At 62.9% G+C, this 11,124-nt stretch carries 14 protein-coding genes and 1 tRNA gene; 3 read left to right on the top strand and 12 right to left on the bottom strand.

The genetic code is table 11. From position 1 onward, the window contains the following. Positions 1-52 precede the first annotated feature (52 nt). From ACSQ3L_RS04665 to ACSQ3L_RS04650, 4 genes are all read right to left on the bottom strand, one after another. A complete protein-coding gene (locus tag ACSQ3L_RS04665) occupies positions 53-301 on the bottom strand; it encodes a Trm112 family protein (RefSeq protein ID WP_436158877.1) in 249 nt (82 codons plus the stop codon). A 41-nt stretch (positions 302-342) separates the two neighbouring features. Next, a complete protein-coding gene (locus ACSQ3L_RS04660; protein WP_436158876.1) occupies positions 343-1,014 on the bottom strand; it encodes an LON peptidase substrate-binding domain-containing protein in 672 nt (223 codons plus the stop codon). A gap of 103 nt (positions 1,015-1,117) precedes the next feature. After that, positions 1,118-2,122: a thioredoxin gene (trxA, locus tag ACSQ3L_RS04655; protein ID WP_436158875.1), complete on the bottom strand. Its 1,005-nt coding sequence runs from the start codon at positions 2,120-2,122 to the stop codon at positions 1,118-1,120. Between the two features lie 79 nt (positions 2,123-2,201). Beyond that, complete coding sequence (locus tag ACSQ3L_RS04650; RefSeq protein WP_436158874.1) at positions 2,202-2,699, bottom strand: prolyl-tRNA synthetase associated domain-containing protein; 498 nt, start codon at positions 2,697-2,699, stop codon at positions 2,202-2,204. A gap of 255 nt (positions 2,700-2,954) precedes the next feature. Between ACSQ3L_RS04650 and ACSQ3L_RS04645 the strand changes: the two genes are divergently transcribed. Then, positions 2,955-3,029, top strand: a tRNA-Gly gene (locus ACSQ3L_RS04645). 71 nt (positions 3,030-3,100) lie between these two features. Here the strand turns inward: ACSQ3L_RS04645 and ACSQ3L_RS04640 are convergent. Then, the gene (locus ACSQ3L_RS04640; RefSeq protein ID WP_436158873.1) at positions 3,101-4,039 is read right to left on the bottom strand and encodes a cupin domain-containing protein; all 939 of its coding nucleotides are present in this window, start codon (positions 4,037-4,039) and stop codon (positions 3,101-3,103) included. Between the two features lie 171 nt (positions 4,040-4,210). Here ACSQ3L_RS04640 and ACSQ3L_RS04635 point away from each other — a divergent pair, with 171 nt between their 5' ends. Then, the gene (locus ACSQ3L_RS04635) at positions 4,211-4,624 is read left to right on the top strand and encodes a nuclear transport factor 2 family protein (RefSeq protein ID WP_436158872.1); all 414 of its coding nucleotides are present in this window, start codon (positions 4,211-4,213) and stop codon (positions 4,622-4,624) included. 131 nt (positions 4,625-4,755) lie between these two features. Here the strand turns inward: ACSQ3L_RS04635 and ACSQ3L_RS04630 are convergent, their stop codons facing one another. Further along, entirely contained in the window at positions 4,756-5,532 is a 777-nt protein-coding gene (locus tag ACSQ3L_RS04630; protein WP_436158871.1) for a SapC family protein, read from the bottom strand. A 268-nt stretch (positions 5,533-5,800) separates the two neighbouring features. On the opposite strand from ACSQ3L_RS04630, the gene ACSQ3L_RS04625 reads away from it, so the two are divergent. Further along, a complete protein-coding gene (locus tag ACSQ3L_RS04625) occupies positions 5,801-6,070 on the top strand; it encodes a DUF6916 family protein (protein WP_436158870.1) in 270 nt (89 codons plus the stop codon). A 116-nt stretch (positions 6,071-6,186) separates the two neighbouring features. On the opposite strand, the gene ACSQ3L_RS04620 is transcribed toward ACSQ3L_RS04625, so the two are convergent. The 6 genes from ACSQ3L_RS04620 to ACSQ3L_RS04595 all read right to left on the bottom strand — a co-directional run bounded on the left by ACSQ3L_RS04620 (position 6,187) and on the right by ACSQ3L_RS04595 (position 10,992). Beyond that, entirely contained in the window at positions 6,187-7,284 is a 1,098-nt protein-coding gene (locus ACSQ3L_RS04620; RefSeq protein WP_436158456.1) for an ISAs1 family transposase, read from the bottom strand. Positions 7,285-7,517: 233 nt separating this feature from the next. Beyond that, complete coding sequence (locus ACSQ3L_RS04615; protein WP_436158869.1) at positions 7,518-8,054, bottom strand: N-acetyltransferase family protein; 537 nt, start codon at positions 8,052-8,054, stop codon at positions 7,518-7,520. A 17-nt stretch (positions 8,055-8,071) separates the two neighbouring features. Next, positions 8,072-9,388, bottom strand: a complete 1,317-nt coding sequence (locus ACSQ3L_RS04610) for a hypothetical protein (RefSeq protein ID WP_436158868.1) — start codon at positions 9,386-9,388, stop codon at positions 8,072-8,074. 30 nt (positions 9,389-9,418) lie between these two features. Further along, entirely contained in the window at positions 9,419-9,946 is a 528-nt protein-coding gene (locus ACSQ3L_RS04605; protein ID WP_436158867.1) for a phage tail protein, read from the bottom strand. Positions 9,947-9,957: 11 nt separating this feature from the next. Next, positions 9,958-10,464, bottom strand: a complete 507-nt coding sequence (locus ACSQ3L_RS04600) for a phage tail protein (protein WP_436158866.1) — start codon at positions 10,462-10,464, stop codon at positions 9,958-9,960. A 12-nt stretch (positions 10,465-10,476) separates the two neighbouring features. After that, positions 10,477-10,992, bottom strand: coding sequence for a phage tail protein (locus ACSQ3L_RS04595; protein ID WP_436158865.1), 516 nt, complete (start codon positions 10,990-10,992; stop codon positions 10,477-10,479). Positions 10,993-11,124 lie beyond the last annotated feature (132 nt).

Here is an 11,124-nt window from a genome sequence, read left to right as displayed (position 1 = left end):
AAAGATTGCGGCATGGCAGCAACCGCCATTACGCCAGCGGAGACGCCCTTGTTCAGCCCGGCCCGCTCAGGCGTGGCGGCGGTGGCGCCAGCACATCCTCCACGGACAGCGTCCGCGCTTCCGAGGGCAGCATGATCGGAATGCCGTCACGCACCGGATAGGCGAGCTTGGCGACCCGCGAGACCAGCTCGCTACGCTCCGGATCCCAGGCCAGCGGCCCCTTGGTCAGCGGGCAGGCCAGCAACTCCAGCAGCTTGGGGTCGACATTGACCTTCTTCCCGTCACGTCCATCCGCTGCCATTGGGTCCTCTTCTCAGCCAACTACCCGCCCTTCGACACATCTTATTGCAGGCTCGAACCAAAATCCTCATTCTCGCGCGCCAGCGCCATTTCGGTGATGGCGATCAGCGTCTCCGCCCGGGTCTTCAGGTCGGCTGCTTCGAGCAGCGCCTGTTTCTCGGCCGGCCCGTAGGGCGCCATCATCGACAGGGCGTTGACCAGCATGGCATTTTCGGCCCGGCTGACGCTTTCCCAGTCGGCTTCGAGGTCGTTGGCCTGCAGATAGGCGCGAAATGCTCTGAGCAGCGATGGCCGATCAATCTCGTTGGCCGCCTGATCCTCGTCGAGATCGGCAAGGAAGGGCGCCAGCTTGCCCTGGCGAAACGGCGTCTTGACCGTCAATTCGTGCGCAATGCGGAACCGGCAAACGCCCTGCAGCGAAATCAGGTAGCGGCCGTCACCGGTCTCGGACAGGGCAATGATCCGCCCGGCGCAGCCGACATTGCAAAGCTCCGGCTCGCCGTCGTCGCGCAAGGCACCGTCGAGACGGGGCTGGATGACGCCGATGAGCCGCGGGCCGGCAATCGCCTCGTCCACCATCTGCAGATAGCGCGGCTCGAAGATGTTGAGCGGCATGCGCCCGCCCGGCAGCAGAAGCGCACCCTCGAGCGGGAAGATCGGGATCGTCGACGGCAAATCCTTGGCGAGCCGGTAATGCGCGTTTCCCGCTTGCACCTCATTCCTCCGATCGCTTCATCAGAAGCGCGTCATCCTGGCCCTAATCTGGCGCAGTCGTCGCCAACGCCAAGCCCATGCGGCAAAACAACCGGCAACCGGCTCAGGAAAACAGCAACGCCGACAATTTACGGCGCGCGCTAAGCGTCGCCTCGTCGGTCATGCCCCAGGCCTCGAACAGCTGCAGCAATTGCGTCCTGGCCCCATCGTCGTTCCAGCTCCGGTCGGCCTTGATGATGGCCAGCAGGTTGTCCGCGGCGGCGGTGCGGTCGCCATTGGCATTCTGGATCATGGCCAGATCGAAACGCGCCTGATGATCTTTGGGATTTTCGGCCAACCGGCGCTCGAACTCGGCCGGATTGCCAAGCGCCGCCGCTTGCGCCGCCAGCGCCATCTTGGCGCGCAGGGCGGCAATCGGCGGCGCATCTTTCTTGGCTTCCGGCGCTGTTGCCAAAAGCGCCTCGGCGCCCTCGACGTCGCCTGCCTCGAACAAAAGCTCGCCCAGTCCAGCAATCGCCTCGATGGTCTCCGGCGCTTGCGCCAGGACGGCGTCATAGATGTCGGCCGCGGTCTGCATGTCGCCGGCGGCGCGCGCTTCCGTAGCCGCGGCCAGCGCTTCGGCCACCGGCGGCGCGCCATTGCCCTTGCCGCCGACCTTGGTGATGAATTCGGCGATCTGGCTCTCGGGGATCGCGCCCATGAAGCCGTCGACCGGCTGGCCGTCCTTGAAGGCGATGACCGCCGGGATCGACTGGATGCCGAGCTGGCCGGCGATCGAGGGATGGTCATCGATGTTCATCTTGACCAGCTTGACCTTGCCGCCGGCGGCCTTCACCGCCTTCTCCAATTGCGGCGTCAGCTGCTTGCAAGGTCCGCACCAAGGCGCCCAGAAATCGACCAGCACCGGCTGGCGGCGCGATTCCTGGATGACGTCGGCGGCAAAGGCAGCTGTCGTCGTGTCCTTGATGACATCGGCAGCCGGGGCGGCGGGCGCATCGCCAAGCGCGACTTTCGCGCGCGGGGCCTCGGCTCCGCCATACTGCACGGATGTGGTGTACTGGCCGCTATTGCCGCCAAAGGGTCCGCCAAACGGATTGTTGTCGCTCATCTCTTTACCCTTCCGTGGCGCCGCCGGCCGGCGGCCAGACGCCTCTCAGACACTCGGTTTCAAGCCATCCATGTGGCTATCACGCCGAGACTTTCAAGATAGCAGCATCGTGCCCAGTTGCCTCGATGAATTTGATCAGGTCGCTCGCTGCGATCGATGTCGTCGCCTCATTGGTCAGCGGATGCGCGTTGATGACGGCATGCTCCATCAAATCCTTGTCGAGCACGAGCTTGACCTGGTTTGCCGTATCGTTGATGACGCCAAAAACCGTGACCGCGCCCGGCGTAACGCCGAGCAGCTCCATCAGCATCTCCGGCTTGCCGAAGGAAACGCGGCTGGCGGCGCCGATCACCTGGTGGATCTGCTTCAGGTCGACGACGGCGTCCTCGCCGACGGTGACCAGGAAGAAATTGTCCTTCTTGTCCTTGAGGAACAGGTTTTTCGTGTGCCCGCCGGCGATTTCGCCGCGCAGTGCCTGCGAATCGGCGACCGTGTAGAGCGGCGGATGACGCTTGGTCGAGGCGGCAATGCCCAGCTCGGCAAGAAAGGCAAAAAGTTCGGCTTCGGTCTTCGGCATCGGTTTCGTCTTCGTCCCGTTTGTGAGCCCATGCCGTTTACGGCCAATGGGGCGACCGACACAAGACCGTCATGCGACATCGCGGTGAGCGGCACCGCCCTTGCGGTAGCGGCGCCCCGCCGCCTGCCACTCGCGCACCCGCCGGCGGCTTGCCGGCCTCGCTTGCCGGGTCGTAAAAAAGCCTGCGATTTCCCTGTTGCAATCGCCGCGCTCTTCAGCCATATAGGCCCGGCTTGCGGCCAAGACGCCGTGCGAGCGGGTGTAGCTCAGGGGTAGAGCACAACCTTGCCAAGGTTGGGGTCGAGCGTTCGAATCGCTTCACCCGCTCCAGTTTCCTCTTGGGGAATCAAGCATCGAAAAGCCGCGGTCCGCCGCGGCTTTTTCGTTTTTGGGGCTGCCTGTCATACACGCGGATCGTTGGTTTTAATGTCGGACGATTGCAGGTGCCTGCGATAGCGACCGGGCGCCTGGCCGACGTGGCGGGTGAAAGCCTGCGAGAAGGAAGGCGCCGATTCATAGCCGACCGCGCGGCCGATTTCGTCGATGGTCCGATTGGTTTCCCGCAAGGCCTTGGCCGCGAGATTGATCCGCCAGCGCGCGACATAGGCCAACGGCGGCTCTCCAACCAGCAGCGTGAACCGCCGCGCGAAGGTAGCCCGCGATTGCGACGCGCCCGCAGCCAGCGATGCCACGGTCCAGGGTGCGGCCGGCCGCTCGTGGATGAGGCGCAGCGCCTGCGCCACGCCCCTGTCGCGCAAGGCGCCGAACCAGCCGGCCGTCCCCAGCGGCTGGCTTTCGATCCAGGCGCGCAGCAGGAAGACCAGCACACTGTCGAGAAGTCGGGCAGCGACAAGGTCATGGCCAGTAAGGGTGCCGCCGGCCTCGACCCGCAAAAGCTCCGTTGCCAGTCGCAGAGGCTCGTCCGCGGTGATCTGGGCGCGGGTCAGATGAATGAGCGGCGGCAACCGCGATATCATCGGATGCGGTCCGTCCATCGTGTATTTTGCGCAGAGAAGCGTCGTCACATCATGACCGCGTGGCTGATCCTGGTCCTCCAGCCTTGCCGAGAGCACGCTGCCGATGGACAAGAGCGGCGCATCTAGCGGATCGCTGAGTGAATGGCCCACCCCGCTGCCAACGAGGATGACATCGCCTTCGGCAACGTACACGGGCTCCCCGCCGCCAGCCACGCGCAGCCAGCACTCGCCGCCCTGCACCATGTGGATGGCGGTGTTGCGCATCGGATCGACCGAGATACCCCACGGCCGTCTCAGCCTAGCCCTGCCGATCACCGCACTTCCCAGCCGCACCGAGGCCAGAACATCCGACAGTACGTCCATCCACACCATCCCCGCACAACCCGACACGCTCAAGGTGAGACGCCTGGATAAGAAAGTGCGAGGCTAGCCTATCGATTATCTCAGCGCTATCGCTGAAAATGCCGACAATGGCCACGGCGTCAACCAGGCCAGCTTGCAGTAACCAAGACATCCAGCAACGGGACAGACATGATGCACGACCAGCTTCAGCCGACGGAGAATTCCCAATCCTGGCTCGAAAGGAACAAGGCTACCGTGCTCGACTTCATTGAAAAGTCGGTCAACCAGGGGAATATCGATGCCGCTTCGGTTCATTTCGGCGAGAGCTACACGCAACACAATCCCAACATCGCCGACGGCGTCCAGGGTTTCCGTGAATATCTACAGCAGCTCCGGCAGGCCTTTCCGCTGGTGCAGGGCGAGGTCAAGCGGATTTTCGCGGATGGGGATTTCGTCATCGTGCATATGCACGCCAGGCGCGAGCCGGAGGAAGCCGGGTTGGCCATCGTAGACTTCTTCAGGCTGGCGGAAGGCAAGCTCGTCGAGCATTGGGAGGTTCGCCAACCCATTGTGGAGAGCAACCTGCACGCCAACGCAATGATCTGACCCGAGAACGATCACCGGCAGATCGCGCATGCACGACATCCGCGATCACACCGATCGAGACACTGGCGGTTCGCCGCGGCCTTGCGCCCTCGTCCAGCTCGATCGGGGCCGGCGAGGCATCACGCGGCTGGCTATCCCGCTTTCCGCAGCGATGCCTGGTGCACCAGCGATGTCCAGCTGTTGGTCGAGGCGAGGTGGCAGTAGAGCATGCCGAGCGCGCCTGACTTGCGCAGGTCCAGAAACGCCTCGTCGCTCAGCTTGTTGAAGGCCGGCTCGTCGATCACCTGGAAGTCGGTGAGGTTGAGTATCTCGCCTCCTTCCAGCGTCACCTTGCTTTGGCGCGGCGAAAACAGGCCGTGCGCTTCGATCCTTTCGACCATCTCGCGGGTGGCTCGGAAGTCTATCTGGAACTGGTTGCAGAAGGCAAGCGCCTGTTTCGTCGCTTCGGTTGGCTCGTTGCCGGTGAAGAACGGCAGGGTCTTTTCGTCGCGGAACGGCGCCAGCAACTGGTCGACGACGCGGTCGCTTGCCCGGTCGACGCACAGCGTCAGCCGGCCGGCCGATGTCGGGTCTTCGGCCAGGATGAAGGGATAACGGCGGACATAGGCGGGGATGTAGTGCGGTCCGGTCCATTTGCCGTCGGCGTCGACGAACAGGTTCTCGTTCTGGCGCACGCCGGTGATGATCACCGGTGCCTTGGCCGGGCCGATGAAGACGATCGGGTAGGAGCGCATCGCCGCCGGCATTTCCGATGCCACCACCGGAATGGCGTGCGCCGAGCGGGCAAAGCCGAAGTCGGCGCGCGCGGTCAGGCCAAGCGAGCCGTGCCGCGCCGGGTTGAGCGCCTCGGGCCTCGAATAAAACAGCGGCATCGCACCGCTTGCCACTTCCGTCTTTACATCCGCCATCGTCCGTCTCCCGCAAGCCCATCAGGCCGCCAATGGTCCCGAAGCCGGGAGCTGTTCTTGTTTGCGCTGATCTCAGGTCGAAAGGAATCCCGCGCAAGGTCAAAGTACTACAGCGTCTCTTGCGCGCATAAAAGGACAGGCGGCGCTGTATTTTGTGGCTGGCACCGATGATATGTCGTGGCACCATGCCGACGGCCAGTCGGAGCTCTGGACAGCTTGCCGCGAAGCGGCGACAGTCGTTGGCGGCAAATGGATTGAGGCTCATAGCATGGCGTCGGTATCGGATTTCGAGCAGGGGCAAACCTTCACCGTCGAAGCCGGCGGCCAGCAGATCCGGCTCGAGCTGAGCGCGGTCAACCCCATCGCCGCCAGCCCGCGCCCGGGCGGCGGTTTCTCGCTGCTGTTCAAGGGTCCGCGCGAAATCGCGCTGCCGCAGGCGACCTATCTTTTCACGGGGAAAAACGGCACCCACGAGATCTTCATCGTCCCGGTCGCCGCCGATGCGACCGGGCGGCTGTACGAGGCGGTGTTTAATTAAGTTCAATTCGACGCAGCGGACTCATCGGATCCATGCCGCTGTACAGAAATTTGCGAAAGGCTGGCGGGACGGCGCCCCCCTCTGCCCTACCGGGCATCTCCCCCTCAAGGGCAGGGCTATCGCATATGAGTAAAGAGCTGGAAGAGGAAGTCTTTGTTCCATCTGGCTCTTCGCATCTTGCCTGCGATGGATTTGTCGATCGGATGGGCTTGCAAGATGTTTTGAGCGAGACGTCGGATGATGGCCAGGTTTTGCGGCCCGTTATCCTTGCGGGTTCGGGCATCGTCCTCGTGGAAGACGACATCGAGGCTCCAATGCAACTGGTTCTCGATGGTCCAATGTGCTCTGACGGTCTCGGCCAGTCTTTTGGGCATGAGCACTTTGGAAAGTGCGACATAGCGGACCGAGGTGGTGGGTTTGCCGCCTGCCACGCTGCGGGTGGCTTCGATGCGGCCGATCGCCTTGAGGCCGGGAAAGTCCGGCGCGTCGAGCAGCCGCTTGAGCGGCAGCACCGAGGCTCTTCGCGTTTCGGTACGGCCATGGCTGCTTTCGCTGGTCTCGAAGAAGGCGATCTCGCCGGCTGCGGCGAAGCTTCGCTCTGCTGCGGCGAACAGCTTGGGGCGATTGCCCTTCAGCCCCAGCGCATAGTGCGCCTTCTTGCCGATCAGCGCCTTGGCCGTGTCGGGACGACAGTGCAGCGCATCCGCCGTCACCGTGCAGCCCTTCAAATCCAAGCTCTTCAGAAGATCCAGTGTGGTTGTGACCTCGTCGCCTTCGGGCGCGCGGGCAGCGGCAATCGACAACCTTGTCTCGGCGTCCCACACGCTCACCATCAAAGGCGGCATAAAGACCCGACCCTTGGTGTAGCCGCGCCGCAGCGATTTGCCGTCGACCGCCACCACGCCGCGCGGCGAAGGCCCAAGCGTTTGTCGCAACGCTGCCATGAAGGCGGCAAAGCTGCGCGAAAGCTCCTCGGCGTCAAGAAGTCGAAACACCCGGCTGAACGTATCGTGGCTTGGACAGCCATGCTCCAGCGTCACGATTTCTTTCAGCTCGTCTTCCCGCCCCTCGACGAAATCGGCAATATCAACACAGCTCTTGGCACCACAAAGCGTGGCAACCAGAGCCAAGAACAGAAGCTCCGCCAGATCATGACGCGCGTTGACGTCACGCGGGTCCCGGACTTCACGCAAAATCGAAAACAGAAACGACATACGGCCTCATCTTCAAGGAGAAGGCCGCTAAAGAATCAATCTTTTAACTCGGCGCAAGACGCACTCTTACTCAAATGCGATTCCCCTGCCCTCAAGGGGGGAGATTGGCTGTCATCACTGCTTTCGCCAATCGTCAACGTTTCGGGAGTGAGCGGAGCGCTGAAGCTGCCAATCTCCCCCCTTGAGGGGAAGATGTCCGGCAGGACAGAGGGGGGCGCTGTCCCGCCATCGTCTCACAAACCGGCCGCCTCATCCCCCGGCGGCGTACACGCCATCAGATCATAAACGCCCTTGTCCTCGACAACCACGAAACCCAGCGCGAGATAAAGCTGCCTCGCCGGGTTGTACTTCTCGACGTGGATCGAGGCTGATTTGCCGGCTAACCATGCCTCGTCGATGAGGTCGCGCAGCAGCGTGGTGCCGTAGCCCTTGCGGCGATGATCCGGCAGAAAGGCGATGTCGATGATGCGGTGCTGGCTCGGCCAACGCTCGATATAGAGCCGACCGATGTCTTGCCCGGCGCGTTCCACCACCAGCCAGTCGGCCTCGAGATAGTGTTTTCTGTAATGCGCGTGCTGCGCCTGGAACTGCATGTCGAGGAAGTCGGCCTTCTGCGCGTCGGTCCACGACGTCACGGCGAGTTCATCCATGCGCGTCGAGGCGTAGAGCCGCGACAGGAACGGCAAATCCGCCTCCGTCGCAGCGCGGAAGCCGAGCCCGGCCTTATCAGACCGGGACCAGACCGGACGGACTTGCTTCGCTCCTGCCACGCGACCGGAATCAGCCGTCAGACCGGCGGCGTCAGGTCGCGCACGACGATGGCCTGGTTGACGTTGCTGTCGGCAAGCGACACCCAGGAATACTCCCACTCGGTGCTGTCGATGTTCATCTGCGACAGCGTCCACAGCGAGTTGCTGTTGCCGGCGGCACCGCTCAACAGGCTGAACACGGCGAGGCGGCCATCGGCATTGTAATCGAGCATCAGCCGCGTGTTGGAGCCGGAAGCGTTGAAGTCGCGCCATCCCGACCAGTTCTGCGTGGCAGCATCGTACTGGGCGTTGAACTCGTGCACATGCTGTACGTCGGATGCGACAAGCATGATGTCGCCATCGCCTTCGATGCCGGAAGCCAGCGTATATTTGCCGACCCTGCTGTAGCCGGTGGTTGCCCAAGGCGTCCATGTGGCGGTTCCGGCCGGCTTCTGGCGCGTGTGCAGAACCTGGCCGCTCTTCGTCAGGGCGAACAGATTGGTGGCACCCAGCGGACCGACAACCGGCGCCATGACGGCGAACCCACCTGTGCCTGAAGTGTCGATCTGCACCCAGCCCGTCCAGTCGGCAACCTTCAGCGCCTGCGCCTTATTCTGCTGGCAACGATAGAGATTGGCTCCTGAATTGATGCCGAACAGCGCAATGGTCCCGTCGGCCTGGCGTATCGCCGAGATCGACACCAGTCCGCCGGGAATCTGCAGCCAGTCGCTCCACATCTTGGCGGGCGGGACGCGTTCGTCGACGGTAACGACGATCGGCGTGGAGGTGCCGGGCGGCGTGATGGTTTTCTGCACCTGCACGATTTGGTCCGGGTTCTGGTAGATCCACCAGATGCGAGCCTGATTGTCGAGCACGAAAAGTTCGATGCGGCCATCGACATCGCGCGCCATCGAAAAACCGTAGTAGCTGGTGGCGCCGGGCGGCGCGCCGATATTCATCGGCGCGGTCCATTTGTCGATCGGGCCGACCTGGTTGGCGTCCTCGGTGATGAAGGACAGATTGGGGCTGCCTGACAGCTGGGCGACGACGGCCACCCTTCCGTCCCTGGTGATGCCGGCCGTCATCTGCACGAAGGTGCCGGGAGCGATGATCGACCAGGCGGCTGGCCACGGTCCGTTCGGCGCGGTCTGCGCCTTCTGGATCAGGCGCCCGGCCGACGTATCGATGGCCACCACCATCAGCCGCGACAGTTCGAAGAAGGAAGCGCCGGCCGGCATGCTCTGGTAGACGGGCGGGGCGCTGGACCGCGCGCGGCCGCCATCCCGCGCCTTGGACCTTGGCGCCGGCGTCTTCGCGGCGGGGGCTTTCGACTTTGGTTCTGCTTGCTTGGCCATGATATCGGTCCTGCCCTGTTGGTTCGGAATTCAGGTTCTTGGCGGAAAGACGCCTTGCAGCGCGATGCAGAAATAGAAAGTCAGGTAGGGCATCAGGTTGTTGTGCGCGATGCCGCCGCCGGCCGGCGCAATCATGTTGTCGTTCAAGTTGACGATTTGGGCGAAGGGAGCCGCCTTGTAGGCAAATCCGCCCGATGATCTGGAAAAAGTACGATCGGACCCAGGTGCGGCAAGCTGCGCCGGCTGGTTCTGCGCCATCATGAAGTGGCTGTGGTTCGGTATCTCGCTTTCGAGCAACGACACCAACTCCGAGCCGCCTTCTTCACCGAGGTCATGCAGCGACAGACCCGGACCTTGCCCTGGATGCATCGGCGAACGGCCCTGGAGATTAGGCAGAGCGAAAGTTGACTGGCCGTTGCCGCCGTAGGTGGTGCCGAGCAGCGAGAACAGCGCCGTGTTCTGCGCCAGCGGCAGAATCTGGCCATCGCACCAGGCCCAGCCCCTGGGCGCGAAATTGAACGGAAAGATACGGATTTCGGCGATGAACGGGTCGGCCATGACGATCCTCTTTAAGTCGGCGAGGGAAAAATCCCGAACAGCGAGATGATGAAGTCCACGCAGAGATAGGGTTGGAAATTGCTGTGCGGCTGGTTGCCGCCGGTGGCCGTCACCGCCTGGGCGTTGAAATTCAGCGCCGGGGCCTGCGCGCGATAGACCTGCACGGACGCGTTCTGGGCAGGCAGGTTGTTCGCAGGCGCGCTGGCATCGCCATTGTTCAGTGAGGCGAGCACAGAATGGCTGTGCTGCGGGATCTGCGTGATCGACAGCTGGACATCCTCGACACCGCCGGTCTCGGCCAGCATGAAGCCGTTGCTGCTCTGGTGAACGGGCACGCGACCGCGCATGTCGGGCAGGGCAAATGTGCTCTGCCCGTCGCCGCCATAGGTCGTGCCGATCAGCTGAAACAAGGTCTCGTTCTCGGAGATCGGCAGTAGCTGTCCCTCACAGAACATCCAGCCCGCCGGCGCGAAATTGCCGGCAAACATGCGGATCTCACCAACATAAGGCTGTGCCACGCTGCGTCTCCGTCAGTTTTGCGAGGGGAAGATGCCTTGCAGGGCGATGCAGAAGCTGAGCGTCAGGAACGGCGCCATGTTGGTGTGCGACTGGTTGCCGCCGACATTGGCAAGCGTTCCCGGCAGCAGCGACGTCAGATTGGCAGGCGTCGTATAGAGGCCGTTCACGACCGCAAACAGCGCGTCGTTGGGGATCGGCGTGTAGTTTTCCGGGCTGATGACATGCGGATCGCTCGTCGCCCTGGCGGTGTGGATGTGCGTCGGCATTTCCGAGATTGACAGCGTGTGGGCCTGTTCGCCGCCGGGCTCGCCGAGCGTGTGGCCGGAGCCGACATGCATCGGCACCCTGCTGCGCAGATCGGGCAAGGCAAAAGTCGTCTGGCCATTGCCGCCGAATGTGGTGCCGAGCAGTGCAAACAGGGCCTGGTTCTGGTTGATGGGCAAGAACTGGCCATTGCACAGCGCCCATCCCTTGGGCGCGAACCCGAACGACATCATCCGGATTTCGCTAAGAAACGGCTCTGACATGCAGCCTCCCCCAAATTGTTGGTCAAGGATCGGCGTTCCCTGGACCGCTTTTGTACGTTAAATCAGATAATAGTTGCTTCGCCAATCAATTCTTCCGAACTTACTGTATTAGGAGCAGCGCCAACGCCGGCT

This window comes from Mesorhizobium sp. LjRoot246 (assembly GCF_964254115.1).
Classification (GTDB): Bacteria; Pseudomonadota; Alphaproteobacteria; order Rhizobiales; family Rhizobiaceae; genus Mesorhizobium.
Note: the sequence above shows the minus strand (reverse complement) of the source record. Positions and strands in the feature narration are given on the sequence as shown.